The 15,015-nt window shown below is 50.4% G+C and carries 14 protein-coding genes and 3 pseudogenes; 14 read left to right on the top strand and 3 right to left on the bottom strand.

The genetic code is table 11. The features are described from left to right. Window positions 1–36 precede the first annotated feature (36 nt). The 6 genes and pseudogenes from L1889_RS08700 (at window position 37) to L1889_RS08675 (ending at window position 5,825) form a co-directional block, all read left to right on the top strand. Window positions 37–962: pseudogene (locus L1889_RS08700) on the top strand (histone deacetylase family protein). Between the two features lie 108 nt (window positions 963–1,070). Further along, window positions 1,071–1,820, top strand: a complete 750-nt coding sequence (locus L1889_RS08695; protein ID WP_238664805.1) for an electron transfer flavoprotein subunit beta/FixA family protein — start codon at window positions 1,071–1,073, stop codon at window positions 1,818–1,820. A 1-nt stretch (window position 1,821) separates the two neighbouring features. Continuing rightward, window positions 1,822–2,751: an electron transfer flavoprotein subunit alpha/FixB family protein gene (locus tag L1889_RS08690; RefSeq protein ID WP_238664804.1), complete on the top strand. Its 930-nt coding sequence runs from the start codon at window positions 1,822–1,824 to the stop codon at window positions 2,749–2,751. A gap of 121 nt (window positions 2,752–2,872) precedes the next feature. Continuing rightward, on the top strand, window positions 2,873–4,693 hold the full coding sequence (locus tag L1889_RS08685) for an acyl-CoA dehydrogenase (RefSeq protein ID WP_238664803.1): 1,821 nt from the start codon (window positions 2,873–2,875) through the stop codon (window positions 4,691–4,693). A 123-nt stretch (window positions 4,694–4,816) separates the two neighbouring features. Next, window positions 4,817–5,458, top strand: coding sequence for a peroxiredoxin (locus tag L1889_RS08680; protein WP_238664802.1), 642 nt, complete (start codon window positions 4,817–4,819; stop codon window positions 5,456–5,458). Between the two features lie 148 nt (window positions 5,459–5,606). Next, entirely contained in the window at window positions 5,607–5,825 is a 219-nt protein-coding gene (locus tag L1889_RS08675) for a hypothetical protein (protein ID WP_238664801.1), read from the top strand. 7 nt (window positions 5,826–5,832) lie between these two features. Here the strand turns inward: L1889_RS08675 and L1889_RS08670 are convergent, their stop codons facing one another. Next, entirely contained in the window at window positions 5,833–6,609 is a 777-nt protein-coding gene (locus tag L1889_RS08670) for a lipoate--protein ligase family protein (protein WP_238664800.1), read from the bottom strand. 608 nt (window positions 6,610–7,217) lie between these two features. On the opposite strand from L1889_RS08670, the gene rplS reads away from it, so the two are divergent. Together rplS and L1889_RS08660 are read left to right on the top strand one after the other, a co-directional pair. Continuing rightward, window positions 7,218–7,595 (top strand): 50S ribosomal protein L19, encoded by a 378-nt coding sequence (gene rplS / locus L1889_RS08665; RefSeq protein WP_308217616.1) that lies wholly within the window; start codon window positions 7,218–7,220, stop codon window positions 7,593–7,595. A 69-nt stretch (window positions 7,596–7,664) separates the two neighbouring features. Further along, window positions 7,665–8,402, top strand: coding sequence for an NUDIX hydrolase (locus L1889_RS08660; RefSeq protein ID WP_238664799.1), 738 nt, complete (start codon window positions 7,665–7,667; stop codon window positions 8,400–8,402). Between the two features lie 25 nt (window positions 8,403–8,427). Here L1889_RS08660 and rsgA read toward each other — a convergent pair whose 3' ends face one another. Both rsgA and L1889_RS08650 read right to left on the bottom strand, forming a co-directional pair. Then, window positions 8,428–9,330, bottom strand: a complete 903-nt coding sequence (gene rsgA / locus L1889_RS08655) for a ribosome small subunit-dependent GTPase A (RefSeq protein WP_238664798.1) — start codon at window positions 9,328–9,330, stop codon at window positions 8,428–8,430. After that, window positions 9,320–10,569, bottom strand: a pseudogene (locus L1889_RS08650) (M48 family metallopeptidase). The gene rsgA and the pseudogene L1889_RS08650 overlap by 11 nt, the downstream one beginning before the upstream one ends. Before the next feature lie 51 nt (window positions 10,570–10,620). Here L1889_RS08650 and orn point away from each other — a divergent pair. The 6 genes and pseudogenes from orn to paaE all read left to right on the top strand — a co-directional run bounded on the left by orn (window position 10,621) and on the right by paaE (window position 15,012). After that, entirely contained in the window at window positions 10,621–11,169 is a 549-nt protein-coding gene (gene orn, locus L1889_RS08645; protein WP_238664797.1) for an oligoribonuclease, read from the top strand. A 161-nt stretch (window positions 11,170–11,330) separates the two neighbouring features. Further along, window positions 11,331–12,329 (top strand): 1,2-phenylacetyl-CoA epoxidase subunit PaaA, encoded by a 999-nt coding sequence (gene paaA / locus L1889_RS08640; protein WP_238664796.1) that lies wholly within the window; start codon window positions 11,331–11,333, stop codon window positions 12,327–12,329. 39 nt (window positions 12,330–12,368) lie between these two features. Next, complete coding sequence (gene paaB, locus L1889_RS08635) at window positions 12,369–12,653, top strand: 1,2-phenylacetyl-CoA epoxidase subunit PaaB (RefSeq protein ID WP_238664795.1); 285 nt, start codon at window positions 12,369–12,371, stop codon at window positions 12,651–12,653. 8 nt (window positions 12,654–12,661) lie between these two features. Then, window positions 12,662–13,423, top strand: coding sequence for a 1,2-phenylacetyl-CoA epoxidase subunit PaaC (gene paaC / locus L1889_RS08630; RefSeq protein WP_238664794.1), 762 nt, complete (start codon window positions 12,662–12,664; stop codon window positions 13,421–13,423). Then, window positions 13,423–13,929 (top strand): 1,2-phenylacetyl-CoA epoxidase subunit PaaD, encoded by a 507-nt coding sequence (gene paaD / locus L1889_RS08625; RefSeq protein WP_238664793.1) that lies wholly within the window; start codon window positions 13,423–13,425, stop codon window positions 13,927–13,929. The genes paaC and paaD overlap by 1 nt, the downstream gene beginning before the upstream one ends. Window position 13,930: 1 nt before the next feature. After that, a pseudogene (gene paaE / locus L1889_RS08620) lies at window positions 13,931–15,012 on the top strand (1,2-phenylacetyl-CoA epoxidase subunit PaaE). Window positions 15,013–15,015: the final 3 nt, after the last annotated feature.

Here is a 15,015-nt window from a genome sequence, read left to right as displayed (position 1 = left end):
GCAAAATGCGCGCAGGTTTGAACATAATTCATCCTTATGGAGACACTATTAATTACTCATCCGTCGTTCCATCTGCATGAAATGGGTTTTGGGCATCCTGAGTCGCCAGAGCGTCTTGATGCCATTCAGAACCAACTATCGGCAGATGGCTTGTTAGCGCACTTGCAAACCGAACAGGCGCGTCAGGCGCTAGATACTGATTTGCTGCGCGTGCATAGTGCGAAGCACCTGTCTTGCTTACGACAGAAAGCACCCGCCACTGGTTACAGCAGCATTGATGCAGACACCATTCTAAATGAACATACGCTGGAAGCTGCAAGCTTTGCAGCAGGCGCAGGCCTGGTGGGCGTTGACGCTTTAATGCAAGGACGAGCGCGTTCGGTTTTTTGCGCCGTCCGACCACCCGGGCATCACGCGAGTCAGCAGCGCGCAATGGGTTTCTGCTTCTTCAATAATATAGCGGTGGCGATGGCTTACGCTTTAGATGTCTACAAGCTCAAGCGCGTTGCCTTGGTCGATTTCGATGTGCATCATGGAAACGGCAGCGAAGACATTTTTGCGGGCGATGAACGGGTATTAATGTGCGGCTTCTATCAAGATCCATTTTTTCCGGGGGCGCTCATGAACCTCAGGCACAAAACATGGTAAATATACCTGTAGTCGCCCATAGCACTGCTGCACACGTTTTACAGCTTGTCGAACAGCATTGGCTTGGGCGTTTGCATGAGTTTGCCCCTGACATGCTGTTTTTTTCGGCAGGTTTTGATGCGCATTATAATGACGCAATGGGTCAGCTCGAGCTGGTGGAGTCCGACTTTGAATGGATCACCACACAGGTAATGCAAAGTTGCTTAAGTAGCACTCAGGGGCGTGTGCTTAGTATGCTTGAAGGCGGATATGACTGTCCGTCCCTGGGGCGAAGTGTGGTTGCCCATATTAAGGCCATGTCCATGAGCACTTAGTGTTTGTGCTGGTTTTTGGCAAAAGTGAAGTTAACCGGGCGCATTATGTTTACACTTAGCCTCTGATAAAAATTAAGCCGTTTTTTAAAGTGTTTTGGAGATAGCCGGATGAAAGTCTTGGTACCCGTCAAACGCGTTGTTGATTTCAACGTAAAAGTACGCGTTAAGTCTGATCAAAGTAATGTTGATATCGCAAACGTTAAAATGTCCATGAACCCATTTGACGAAATTGCGGTAGAAGAGGCAATACGCTTAAAAGAAAACAGTGTCGTCAGCGAAGTCATCGCGGTTTCTTGCGGTACTGCCTCGTGCCAGGAAACCCTGCGCACGGCAATGGCCATTGGCGCCGATCGTTCGGTTCTGGTGCAAACCGACGCCGAACTGCAGCCTTTGGCAGTGGCCAAGCTGCTGAAAGCCGTGGTTGATAAAGAACAGCCTCAACTGGTGATCCTGGGTAAGCAGGCTATTGACGACGATGCCAATCAGACGGGGCAAATGCTGGCTGCGCTGCTAGACTGGCCGCAAGCTACCTTCGCCAGCAAGGTCGAGGTTAATGGTGATCGTGTCGAGGTCACACGCGAAGTTGATGGCGGCCTTGAAACCATTTCACTTGCATTGCCCGCTGTGGTCACGACGGATCTGCGCTTGAACGAACCCCGCTATGTCACGCTGCCCAATATCATGCGTGCCAAGAAAAAGCCGCTCGAAGTCATTACGCCTGAAGAAGCCGGTGTAGACGTGACGCCTCGTCTTAAAACCTTGAAGGTCGAAGAGCCGCCCCAACGCTCAGCGGGCATTATTGTTCCTGATGTGGCAACACTGGTCGAAAAACTCAAAAACGAAGCAAAGGTGATCTAGGATGTCTATTTTAGTAATTGCTGAACACGATAATCAACTGCTTAATTCCGCCACCCTGAATACCGTCGCCGCGGCAACACAATTGGGTGATGACATCCATGTACTGGTGGCCGGGTCAGGGGCGCAGGCAGTGGCTCAGGCTGCTGGTGCTGTTGCAGGCGTCAGCAAGGTATTACATGCCGATGGCGAAAGTCTCGCTAATGGACTGGCGGAAAACATGTGTGCGCAAGTGCTGGGCATAGCGTCCAATTACAGCCATATTTTGTTTCCTGCAACGTCAGCAGGCAAGAACGTAGCGCCGCGAGTTGCTGCCAAGCTCGACGTGGCTCAAATCTCCGACATCATTGCTATCGTGTCTGCTGATACGTTCAAGCGCCCTATCTATGCGGGGAACGCCATTGCAACAGTCGAGTCGTCGGACGCTCAAAAAGTCATTACGGTACGCACTACCGCTTTTGACCCTCAGGCAGCAGAGGGCGGCAACGCAGCGGTAGAGTCCATTGCCGCGGTGGCCGATGCAGGCTCCTCACGTTTTGTAGGCCGCGAGGTAGCGCATAGCGACCGTCCTGAGCTAAGCGGAGCCGCTGTAGTGGTGACTGGCGGGCGTGGTTTGGGCAATGCAGAAAACTTTAAGTTGCTTGAACCCCTGGCTGATAAGCTGGGCGCCGCTTTAGGTGCATCGCGGGCTGCTGTGGATGCTGGCTACGCACCGAACGACTGGCAAGTAGGACAAACAGGAAAAATTGTGGCGCCTCAGTTGTACCTGGCTTTTGGAGTATCCGGAGCCATTCAGCATTTGGCAGGCATGAAAGACTCCAAAGTGATTGTGGCAATTAACAAAGACCCAGAGGCTCCCATATTTGGGGTTGCCGATTATGGCCTAGTGGCAGATCTGTTCGATGTATTACCCGAACTGACCAACGCTTTATAAGCCAAGAACCTGCGTCGCATCCAGCCACGCAGGTTTTTTAACTCTTGTGAGCAGATCGTTATTGCGCCAAAGCTGCTCTGTGAGGTTGTAGACATTCTTTTTTGCTTTTCTCGGAGGCTGTATGACTTATCGCGTCCCGCGTGAAGATATTGATTTCATCTTACGCAATTTAGCTGACTTGAATTCAGTACTGCAGTTGCCGGCCAATACCGAACTTTCGCAAGATCTGATTGATGCCGTGCTTGATGAGAACGCCCGGTTTGTACAAGAGGTTGTAGCGCCGCTCAATGGCAAAGCCGATGTACAGGGCGCGCATTGGAAAAATGGAGAGGTCGTCACGACCCACGGCTATAAAGAGGCCTTCTCGGCATTTGCCGAAGGGGGGTGGCAGGGCCTGCTGCACGAGCCGGAGCATGGTGGCCAGGGCTTGCCTAAAGTGCTGGGTGCGGTAGTCAGCGAAAACATCAATGCTGCGAGCCTGGCGTTTTCCTTGTGTCCATTACTAACCGATGGCGTAATCGAGGCTTTAGCCACCGTGGGTTCATCCGAGCAACAGAAAAAATATATTCCTCGACTGATAGAAGGGCGCTGGACAGGAACGATGAATCTCACCGAACCCCAGGCCGGATCTGATCTGGCTTTGGTAAGTGCTCGTGCTACACCTCAGGACGATGGCAGTTACCGAATTAAAGGCCAGAAAATATTCATCACCTTTGGCGAACACGATCTGGCCGAAAACATCATTCATTTGGTGCTGGCGCGCACCCCTGACGCTCCCAAGGGGGTAAAAGGTATTTCGCTGTTTTTAGTGCCCAAGTATTTAGCGGATGACGACGGGACGATAGGCAAGCGCAACGATGTGTGGTGCGCCTCTATCGAGCACAAGCTGGGCATACATGGAAGCCCCACAGCTGTCTTGCTTTATGGGGCTGGAAAAGGCGAGGTGGGCGAAGGTGCAGTTGCCTACCTGGTGGGCGAAGAGAATCTTGGCTTGCAGTATATGTTTATCATGATGAATGCTGCGCGCTATGCAGTCGGTATTCAAGGTATTGCGGTGGCTGAACGTGCGTTTCAGCTTGCGAACCACTATGCCCATGATCGATTGCAAGGCCAGGATATCGAAGGTTCTGATGGGCCCGTTGCCATTGCCAGGCATCCCGATGTGGATCGAATGCTGCAAACCATGAAAGGTCTTACCGAAGGGTCACGAGCTGTGGCTTATTGGGCAGCAGTAGCCAACGACATGTCCCGTGGGCATCCTGAGGTCGAGCTGCGTACACAGGCCAAGGCACTTTACGAGTTTCTGGTCCCCGTAGTTAAGGCCTTTTCCACTGAAATGTCTATTGAAGTTACCTCATTAGGTATACAGGTACATGGCGGAATGGGCTACATTGAAGAAACTGGTGCGGCTCAACATTATCGCGACGCTCGTATCCTGACTATTTATGAAGGTACTACCGCGATTCAGGCCAATGACTTTGTCGGCAGGAAGGTATTGCGTGATGGCGGGAAAGTAGCCTACAGCCTTGCCCAAAGCATGCGCGACACTCTTGCTGAACTCAGAAAGCAAGCAGCGGGCGGCTCAGAAGATGCAGCCGGCCTTAAGTTGATCGCAATGCGTCTGGAAGACGCAATCCAGGCCTATGAGCGGGGTATTGCATTTACTCTGACCCATGCAAAACAGCAGCTGCGGGCAATTTTTTATGGCAGTGCTCCTCTGCTGATGCTGACCGGTACGGTACTGGCAGGATGGCAGTTAGCACGAGCAGCATTGGTGTGTACCGGGCCAGATAGTGGGCAATCAGCGCGCTTTGAGAAGCAAAAAGTAGCGACTGCGGTGTTTTATGCAGCGGGAGTACTTCCTCGTGCTGCAGCTTATGCAGATACGATTGAATCTGGCATCAGCCTGGAGCATTATGCTGCACAGCTCCACGTGCAATAAGTAAATAACGACAAGCTATTTGCGTTGGCATCTTCATGCTGGGAGAATATTTACATATTGTTCGGCGTATGGCATGGGTCATACGTTGAACCCCATTAAGGCTAATCATCGTACGGAGCAATCATGGCAACATTACGTTTAGGCGATATCGCCCCCGATTTTGAACAAGAATCTTCAAAGGGAAAAATCAAATTCCACGAATTCCTGGGTGATAGCTGGGGTGTGCTGTTTTCGCATCCTGCCGATTTCACACCGGTATGTACAACTGAACTTGGCTACACCGCAAAGCTGAGCGACGAATTTGCCAGACGTGGCGTCAAAGTTATTGCGGTTTCTGTTGATGATAACGAGTCACATCAGAAATGGATCGAAGACATTAACGATACCCAGGGCACTGCTGTCGACTTTCCAATATTGGCGGATAAAGATCGTAAGGTTGCTGACCTCTACGATATGATTCACCCGAATGCCAGTACAACGGTAACGGTGAGATCTGTTTTTATTATCGATCCGGCCAAAAAAATACGCTTGATTATTACCTATCCCGCCAGCACAGGCCGTAACTTTAACGAGATCCTGCGGGTTATCGATTCCTTGCAGCTGACTGACAGCCACAGTGTGGCAACACCAGTCAACTGGGAAGATGGTCAAGACGTTATTATTGTGCCTTCGCTGACCGACCCTGAGGTTTTAAAGCAGAAGTTTCCTAAAGGCTATACCGAGATACGCTCTTACCTGAGAATTACGCCGCAACCCAATAAATAAGTTGCTCCGGAGTACAAAAAAGCCCCTGAAATCAGTAGATATCAGGGGCTTTTTTGTGGTTTTAATCTGACCTCACTGACACGCATTCTTGTGTAAAAAGCTGTTTTCTTATACAGTGCTGTATAAATAAACAGCATTGGAGAAAGCCATGTCCTTCACTACCTACCGCGAGCAGCAACGTTCACATGTTTCGACGCATTGTCGTTCCGATGCCTTGCTGGCGATGCAGGCAAGCGGAAAAAAACAAACATCAAAAAAGTCGATCCACGCCGTCCAACCGCGAAAAGTTATTGGACATCGTGGTGGTCGTGGTATGGGGGCTTCAATACCAACTGTTATGTGGTTGGGCGCGTTGGGGGGCTTATAAGTCGGTGTTAGGGTACCAAGCCCGTCCATGCTTCAGTATGAAAACGTTCCTTCACTAAGGCATGGGCTTTCTCAAGCGTTTCATCGCCTATTGCTGCTGGCGTTAGCATTGTCAGCTGGGCGAATTCGCTAACCAGTGCATTGATGATATGGTCGCGGCTTAAGCCCGTTTGGCTGCGTAATGGGTCCACTCGTTTTTTCGCGCTGCTTGTTCCTTTGTCTGACAGCTTTTCTTTACTGATACGCAACACCTCCAGCATTTTGTCAGCGTCCATGTCGTAAGCCAGCATGGTGTGATGTAAAACGGCCTTGCCGCGTCTGGCCTGAGCAGCGCCACCAATTTTTCCAGCTTGGCTGCTAATGTCATTTAAGGGCTGGTACCAGGCGTTAATTCCCAGTTTTATCAGTGAGGTTACCACCCAGCTGTCTAGCAGCTTGTACGACTCCTGAAAGCTCATGCCTCTGATTAGCGACAGTGGTGCTGAAATCGAGTAGGTAATGCCGTTACCAGGCTCCAGGAACATCGCTCCGCCGCCACTGATTCGACGCACAACCTGAATGCCATGTGTTGCGGCCCCTATGGGGTCGACTTCGTTTTTTAAAGATTGGAAACGTCCAATGATAACTGCCGATTTCGACCACTCCCACATGCGCAGAGTAGGTGGCCGTATGCCAGCACTGACCTCATCAGTAATGACCTGGTCCAGAGCCATATGCAGGGCAGGGTCTTGGGGGGACTCATGTATGTATTGCCAGTTGTAGTCGTGCCATTGGGTACGCGTCATGCCAATGCTCTCCGTATTACCACGGCAATAGCCTGGGCGTCGAAGCCAAACAGCTCAGCGTCTGCTGGTAAGGCTGCCTGAACCTCAGCGGCAATGGTTTGCTCGCTGCTTTCTGTTGATAATCCGGTTAATGCCTGATTAATAAGATCAATGGTTTGAGGCGGCTCTAAAAGAAGTCGCCGCTCAGCTGTACATCGTCAAGGGTGTGATTGACAATATTGAAGTCTATAACCACTAGTTTCCCACCAGGAACTTTATACTCGCCGTGCATGTTTGCCTTCCTTTTTGTGATCATCGGAGAACGAGTCGATTCTGTATGCCGATAAAACCGTGCAGGCCTGCTGTGTAAATCGACTGTAAATGCCAAATACGGAATTAAGTGTGAAAAAGTTTGGAATGCGTCTTTTTAGCTGCGTTTTTATGGTTTATTGCTGCGATACAGCCAGACTTAGTGTTAGAATGCTTGGTTCATCCTCTGATGGGTAAATACGAACTTTTGCGCTACTGGTATTTTTAGGCCTCAGGCCTTTATCGGTAGCGTCAGGAAGCCAGTGTAGGCATTTGGCCATTTTTAATAAATACCCAGTCAAGATGCTTTGGAGCCAGTTGTGAATTTAATAGATATTTTAGAGCAGGAAGAAATCCAGCGTCTAACTAACGGTCAGCCTCATCCAGACTTCGGTCCAGGTGATACTGTCGTGGTTAATGTAAACGTTGTTGAAGGTGCACGTAAGCGTGTTCAGGCATACGAAGGCGTTGTAATTGGCCGTCGTAACCGTGGTTTGAACTCGTCGTTCATCGTTCGCAAAATTTCTTCAGGCGAAGCAGTTGAGCGTACTTTCCAACTGTATTCTCCCCAGATTGCCACGATTGAAGTAAAACGCCGTGGTGCAGTTCGTCGTGCCAAACTTTACTACTTGCGTGAGCGTTCGGGTAAATCTGCACGTATTAAAGAAAAGTTGGTGCGTAAAAACGTAGCTAAATAATCTTTTAGTAAAATACGTAGTAGTATTAAAGGCACTCTATCAGAGTGCCTTTTTATTTAGTTCACTACTATGTCGTCGCCAATTTTGCCTGCGTCAAAGCGTCAGATCGCATCACAGGGCTTTAATCCCGAAAGTCAGCCTGTCATGGCCCTGGAGTCATTGCCTGCGCTTGAGCATTACGCAATCCAAACTGATTTTATTCGCCAGGCATTCAGTGCCCTCATTGACTGGCAAGTTGAACCTGTTTTTGAGAGCTCCTTTGTGCATAGCTTCGAGCAGTCGCCACAATCAGTGCCCTCGGCTGTATTCATGGGCTTATTGCAGCGCAGTTCAGGGCTTTCAATGCTTTTTACCAAACGGGCACAACATCTTGTTGATCATGCCGGGCAAGTGAGCTTTCCCGGAGGGCGCATCGACGCTGCAGACGCCAACCCTACTGATGCCGCCGTGCGAGAGACCTACGAAGAGGTAGGTATTGCCGCCCAATATATAGAACCTTTGGGGCAGCAACCCATTTTTCTAAGTTCCACCTTATTCGCTATGTGCCCAATTGTGGGGCTGATTCATGAGGGCTACGAAATTCACCCATCGCCCGACGAGGTTGAAGCGGTGTTCGAGGTGCCCCTGACCGTGTTGATGAATCCCCGAAACTTCCACCTGCATAAAGTTTCTTTAGCCGGCGGAAACAGCCGACTATATTTCTCAGTACGCTGGCAAGACCATTTTATCTGGGGAGCAACCGCTGTTATCGTACGAAACTTATACCGGTATTTGGCGGCTGCTCAACAACAGATCTGTACCAAGTAAAGGGTAACGTCCCTGTAACCTTAATCTAGTAACGGCTTTTAGATTCAAACTCGGACAGCAGGCGCTGATACAGGGCGTAGCGTTCCGGATGGATGCTGCCATCCTGCAGGGCAGCCACGACGCCGCAGCCCGGTTCGTGGCGGTGGCTGCAGTTGTAGAAACGGCAGTGCTCAATGGGCTCTTGGAACTCGGGAAAACCATGAACAATGTCGGGTGGCGTCAGATGAGACAGGCCAAAGGCCTGGAAACCCGGGGAATCGATCAGTCGGCCGGTAGAATTGGGGACATGGTACAGACGAGTGCTTGTGGTGGTATGACGGCCTGCGCCCAGGGCTTGCGAGTGTGCTTGTGTATGAGCATTGGCGTCGGGTACCAAGGCATTTAATAAGGTCGATTTTCCCATGGCACTTTGGCCCAGCAGCAATGTGATTTTGTTGTCGAGGTAGGGCAGTAGCTGATCGGTGGCAGCGCTTTTATCCAGTGCACTAAGTTCAATGATTTCCACGCCTAATTTGGCAAGGGTTGAAAGCCGTTCCCGAGCCAGGACTACGCTGGGTAGATCAGCTTTATTCAGAATAATCACCGGCGCAATATTAGCTGTCCAGGCGGCGACAAGGGCTCGTCCGGTAAGATCTTCAGAAAAAGGCGGCTCTGCAGCGACCACAATCATCAACTGATCGATATTGGCTGCGAACTGCTTGGTACGCATTTCGTCAGAGCGGTAAAGCAGGTTGCGCCGTTCGTGAACCCGTTCGATCGCACCCTGGTCAATTCCTTGCATACTAATGTCAACTAAATCGCCTACGCAAATACCGCTGCGTTTGCCACGCGTATAGCATTTGATGACTTCATCTTTGTGTAACTCGACGAAGTAATGACGTCCGTGGGCCGCGACTACGGTCCCTTGCTGTAGCGAGTTAGGCTTCATGTGATTTTAAATGGTGTAAGCGTTCAAGGGCTGGGGGATGGCTATCATAGAAGGCAGAATGCAAAGGGTCGGGTGTAAGGGTAGCGGCATTATCGTTATAAAGCTTAAGCAAGGCACTGCGTAGGGCCTGAGGAGGGCATTGTTCGGCAGCGTAGGAGTCGGCTTCAAACTCATCGCGGCGAGAGAACCAGCTGGTAAGCGGCTTTAACCAGAACGTAAACACAGGTATACACAGAAAAAACAGGACCAGTGTCAAACCGTCGTTTGGCCGTCCTAATTGAGGCAGGACACCTAAATCAGTATAAAACCACGTCTTGGTGGTTAACCAGGCAAGTAGCAGGAAAAAACCAGGGCAACGGCAAAGCTCAGAATCATGCGCTTAAGAATATGCCTATGTTTAAAGTGGCCTAGCTCGTGGGCCAGGACGGCTTCAATTTCGTCGTCATTCAGGCGACTCAGCAAAGTATCAAAGAAGACGATGCGTTTATTACGCCCCAAGCCCGTGAAATAGGCGTTACCGTGAGCGGAGCGCTTTGAACCGTCCATCACAAACAGCCCCTTCAGTTCAAAGCCGCACCGTTTGGCCAGCTCATGGATACGAGTCTGAAGGCTTGGGCGGTCTAAAGGAGTGAATTTGTTAAATAAGGGGGCGACCAAGCTTGGATAGGCCCATAAAACCACAAGATTAAAGCCTACCCAGAATAACCAGGCCAGTAACGGCCACAGTGCAGGGGCAGCGCTCATCAAGCTTAATATCGTGGCAATGAAGATGGCGCCTACGATACCGGCAACCAGGGTGCTCACCACGGTGTCTCGGATGAACAATGCAGGAGTCATACGATTAAAGCCAAATTTCGCTTCCAATTTGAAACGGCGCCAGGCACTAAAGGGCAAACTGAGCGCACCAGAAATAGCAAACACACTAAGTACCAAGGCAAGTTGGCGTAGAATCTCGTGGTCGATGCGTCGCGCAAAAAATAGATCCAGCGCCTGAAGGCCGCCTAACAGGGTTAGGCTAATAAGTACTACGCTGTCAAAAATGCGCTCGAAGCTCGACAGCTGGACTCTGGCAACAGTGTAGTCTGCTGCGCGCTGATGGCTGCTCAGCCCGATGCGCTCGGCGAATTCCAGCGGTACTGCGTCACGATGCTTCAACACATGCCGTACTTGGCGTTTAGCCAGCCAGAAACGGATACAAAGATCGGAAAGCAGAAAAATCAGGAAAATAAGAGTGAACATGTAGGCGTTTAGCTTATGCGAAAGTGGGTTGATTTCAACAAAGGATTATAAATGGCAGTAAATACTCAGCAGCGTTTAGTTTGGCTCGATATGGAGATGACCGGTTTAGACCCGGAAAAAGAGCGGATTATCGAAGTGGCAGTCATCGTTACTGAAGCCGATTTAAGTTTCGTTGCGGAAGGTCCGGTAATCGTGGTCCATCAAAGTGATGCCTTATTAGATGCGATGGATAATTGGAACAAAGGAACTCATAGTCGCAGCGGCTTGATTGAAAAAGTTAAAGCTTCAACGATTACTGAGTCGCAAGCTGAAGACCAGCTTCTGGCATTCCTGAAATTGCATGTCCCCGCAGGGAAATCGCCTTTATGTGGAAATACGGTAGGGCAGGATCGTCGCTTCATGGTTAAGTATATGCCGCGGCTGGAAGAATTCTTCCATTATCGTAATCTTGATGTCAGTACGCTCAAGGAAATGGCGTCACGCTGGAAGCCGGAAGTGGTAACGAGTTTTGTTAAGCAGAGCAAACACGAGGCCCTGGCTGATATTTATGAGTCTATCGAAGAGCTTAAACACTACCGAGAGCACTTTATAAAGCTATAACAGTCATTGCCGGTTCAGGGTTAGTGATTTCCCTAACTCTGTCTCTTCTGTCTCACCCGCTAATATGATACTGTTTATTGATAGTCATCAATATTATTGTATTAGATTGATCGGGGCTAGAGTGTTAGAGGTTTTCCCTTTTTCAGGGACAGGAGATCATCATGTATGCACAACTTGTGGAAACCGGCGTCAGCCGCGTCAAGCATGCAGCAGAGTTGTCTGCGCTAGAGCGCGATTTTCAGCAGCGTATCGATCAGGGCGTGCGTATTGAAGCTAAAGACTGGATGCCGCACGCCTATCGCAAGACTTTAATACGGCAAATATCTCAACATGCGCATTCAGAAATCGTGGGAATGCTTCCAGAAGGCAACTGGATAACCCGGGCTCCAAGCTTAAAACGTAAAGCTATCTTGCTGGCTAAAGTACAGGATGAGGCCGGGCATGGATTGTATTTGTATAGTGCGGCCGAAACGCTAGGGGTTTCGCGCGACGAGGTCGTGGCAGATTTACACTCAGGAAAAGCCAAGTATTCCAGCATCTTTAATTACCCTACCTTAAGTTGGGCAGACATAGGTATGGTCGGGTGGCTGGTTGATGGTTCGGCTATTATCAACCAAATTCCTTTATGTCGTTGTTCTTACGGCCCCTATGCGCGAGCCATGGTTCGTGTCTGCAAAGAAGAGTCTTTTCATCAGCGCCAGGGCTACGACTTGCTGATCCAGATGTGCCTTCACGGTACGCCCGAGCAAAAGCAAATGTGTCAGGACGCGCTGAACCGCTGGTGGTGGCCGGCACTCATGATGTTCGGTCCTCCCGACGCAGATTCGACCAATAGTGAGCAGTCGATGAAATGGCGTATCAAACTTTTTTCCAATGATGAGCTTCGCCAGAAAATGGTGGATCAAACTGTGCCTCAGGCGGAGTTTTTGGGCTTAAGCATTCCAGATCCAGACTTGCGCTGGAACGAGGAGCGGGGCCAGTATGACTTTGGAAATATTGACTGGGATGAATTTTGGGCGGTCATCAACGGCAATGGCCCTTGTAACGAGGAACGCTTGGCGACACGAGTCGCAGCGCACGAGAATGGGGCCTGGTTTCGTGATGCTCTCACGGCGTACTCTGAGAGACAGGCTGCCCGCTCTGTCACAAAAAGCGCCTAGAGCGGGCGATGAAAAAAATGCTTTGAAAGGAGATCAGGGATGAGTCAGAAAGAATGGCCGTTATGGGAAGTGTTTATTCGCAGTCAGCATGGCCTCGCGCACAAGCACGTGGGCAGCTTGCATGCGCCCGATCCGGAAATGGCAATGAATAACGCACGAGACGTATATACGCGGCGCAACGAAGGGGTGAGCATTTGGGTCGTAAAGGCTAACGATATTATTGCCAGCAGCCCGGATGATAAAGGCCCTTTATTCGAGCCCGCCAATAATAAGGTGTACCGCCATCCTACTTTTTTCCCCATGCCAGATGAAATCAAGATGTGAGCCCGTATATGGTAGCGCTATTTAATTATTGTCTGAGGCTAGGGGACACGACACATATTTTGTCCCACAGGCTGGCGGAATGGACTGGCCATGGTCCTGCATTAGAAGAAGAGCTGGCGACGGCCAACACCGCCCTGGATTTGCTGGGGCAGGCAAGAATGTGGTTAAGCCTGGCTGCCGAACTTGAGGCAGCAGAGCGTGACGAGGATGAGCTCGCTTACCTGCGTGACAGCCATGAATATAGAAACTACTTATTGGTAGAGCGTGCCAATGGGCATTATGGTGATACGTTGCTGCGCCAATATTTTTTCGATGTATGGCACTACCATCTGTTGCAGAAGCTGGGTGAGTCAGCTCATGCCGAAGTGAAAGCCATTGCGCAGAAGTCCATTAAAGAAGTTGCCTATCATGTTCGCCGCTCAACCGATCTCGTGGTGCGCTTGGGTGATGGCACTGAAGAGAGCCATGAAAGAATGCAGGCCTGTGTCAAGGCGAACTGGCGTTACCTGGGCGAATTGTTCGTCGACGATGAAATAACCCGGACACTGGCGGCTGACGCGGTTATTCCTTTACATGCTTCGTTATGGACTGACTGCTATGACCATATCCAGGCAACCTTCCAGACAGCCACTCTTGAACTTCCGGAAGAGAGCGACGCCTTTCACCTGGCCTATCGCGGTGGCCCTCAGGGCAGACACACCGAGCTGCTGGGCTATCTTTTGGCCGAGATGCAATATCTGCAACGTAGTTACCCCGGAGCAAAATGGTAATGACCTCTTTACCCTTCCTTTCTGAAGCTGAGCTCCTGGAACTCCTGGAGCAGGTGCCTGATCCAGAGATCCCGGTGGTTTCGGTTGTCGACCTGGGCATAGTCCGGGCGATTTGCTGGGAGGAAGGTGTTTGTGTAGTTAGCATTACACCCACTTATTCCGGCTGTCCCGCCATGTATGAAATAGAACGTGATATCAAGCTGGCTCTGCAAAAAGCGGGTCTTGAGCGCGTCCGTGTTGAAACGGTGCTGTCGCCTGCCTGGACTACAGACTGGATGAGTGAAAAAGCGCGAAAGGCTCTGGGAGAGTATGGCATCGCACCTCCTCAACATCAGGCGGTTGATATTTCTGCTCTTTTACATCGTCATGATGAGCCTGCCGTACCATGCCCCCAGTGTGGCTCGTCTCTTACCCGCATGATCAGCTATTTTGGCTCTACGCCTTGCAAGGCTTTGTATAGTTGCAGTCAGTGCAGCGAACCCTTTGATTATTTCAAGGCTCATTGATATGAGTGATTTCCACTCTTTAACTGTCGCCTCTATTGAGCGCACCACACGTGATGCGGTTATTGTGGCGTTTACGGTTCCGCCCGCGCTCAAGGCTTCCTATCAATTCAGGCCCGGACAGTACTTAACGCTGCGTACACAGATAAACGGGGAATCCTTGCGCCGTTCTTATTCGATTTGTGTGGCGCCACATGACCCCTTGTTGCGTGTGGCAGTAAAGCGGTTGAACGACGGCGTATTCTCCTCATGGGCCAATGAACATCTGAAAGTAGGCGACACCATTGAAGTGATGCCTCCTGATGGCAACTTCACGACAGAGTTCAAGCCGGGGAACCAGCGACATTACGCTGCCTTTGCGGTTGGGAGCGGAATCACGCCTATTTTGTCATTGATTAAAAGCGCCTTGGACATTGAAGCCCAAAGCTCTTTTACACTCTTTTTGGAAACCGTGCCTCCAGCGCCATCATGCTGCGGGAAGAGATCGAAGATTTAAAAAATCGGTACATGAATCGTCTTTCCGTGGTGTATGTGATGAGTCGAGAACTGCAGGAAATTGAGCTGTTTAACGGCAGGCTTGACGGTGACAAGGTTGATCAGCTGCTACGTCTCTGGATGCCTGTTTCGCGTATAGACTTTGCCTTTGTATGTGGTCCTCACGATATGACAGAAGAGGTAGTCAAGACGCTGGGCAAGCATGGCTTATCGAAGGAGCAGATCAAGTTTGAGCTGTTTGGCGCTCCTAAAGGGCCGCGATCATTAACTACCGGCCACGAGGTGCGTCAGGCTGCAGGTCAGCAGCGCTGTCAGTTAACCATCATTCAGGATGGCCGCACCCGCCAGCTCAGCATCGAGAAAAACAAGTTAAGTTTGCTGGAAGCAGCGATTGGACAAGGAATTGAGCTGCCCTATTCGTGTAAGGGAGGGGTCTGCTCCACCTGCAGATGTAAAGTGACCCAGGGCGAGGTAGATATGGATGCCAACTTTGCTCTTGAAGATTATGAGGTCAACATGGGCTTTATTTTAAGTTGTCAGAGCTTTCCGGTCAGCGATGCTGTCACGATTGACTTCGACCAGGAAACCTGACGC

Source organism: Paenalcaligenes niemegkensis, assembly GCF_022230885.1.
GTDB classification, from domain to species: Bacteria; Pseudomonadota; Gammaproteobacteria; order Burkholderiales; family Burkholderiaceae_B; genus Paenalcaligenes; species Paenalcaligenes niemegkensis.
The sequence above is the reverse complement of the archived record's forward strand: the minus strand, read 5'-3'. Positions and strand labels throughout refer to the sequence as shown.

Excerpts from the sequence above, each read along its gene's own strand:
- L1889_RS08695 (WP_238664805.1), top strand. The coding sequence starts at position 1,071 with ATGAAAGTCTTGGTACCCGTCAAACGCGTTGTTGATTTCAACGTAAAA.
- L1889_RS08690 (WP_238664804.1), top strand. The coding sequence starts at position 1,822 with ATGTCTATTTTAGTAATTGCTGAACACGATAATCAACTGCTTAATTCC.
- L1889_RS08685 (WP_238664803.1), top strand. The coding sequence starts at position 2,873 with ATGACTTATCGCGTCCCGCGTGAAGATATTGATTTCATCTTACGCAAT.
- L1889_RS08680 (WP_238664802.1), top strand. The coding sequence starts at position 4,817 with ATGGCAACATTACGTTTAGGCGATATCGCCCCCGATTTTGAACAAGAA.
- L1889_RS08675 (WP_238664801.1), top strand. The coding sequence starts at position 5,607 with ATGTCCTTCACTACCTACCGCGAGCAGCAACGTTCACATGTTTCGACG.
- L1889_RS08670 (WP_238664800.1), bottom strand. The coding sequence starts at position 6,609 with ATGACGCGTACCCAATGGCACGACTACAACTGGCAATACATACATGAG.
- L1889_RS08660 (WP_238664799.1), top strand. The coding sequence starts at position 7,665 with ATGTCGTCGCCAATTTTGCCTGCGTCAAAGCGTCAGATCGCATCACAG.
- rsgA (WP_238664798.1), bottom strand. The coding sequence starts at position 9,330 with ATGAAGCCTAACTCGCTACAGCAAGGGACCGTAGTCGCGGCCCACGGA.
- orn (WP_238664797.1), top strand. The coding sequence starts at position 10,621 with ATGGCAGTAAATACTCAGCAGCGTTTAGTTTGGCTCGATATGGAGATG.
- paaA (WP_238664796.1), top strand. The coding sequence starts at position 11,331 with ATGTATGCACAACTTGTGGAAACCGGCGTCAGCCGCGTCAAGCATGCA.
- paaB (WP_238664795.1), top strand. The coding sequence starts at position 12,369 with ATGAGTCAGAAAGAATGGCCGTTATGGGAAGTGTTTATTCGCAGTCAG.
- paaC (WP_238664794.1), top strand. The coding sequence starts at position 12,662 with ATGGTAGCGCTATTTAATTATTGTCTGAGGCTAGGGGACACGACACAT.
- paaD (WP_238664793.1), top strand. The coding sequence starts at position 13,423 with ATGACCTCTTTACCCTTCCTTTCTGAAGCTGAGCTCCTGGAACTCCTG.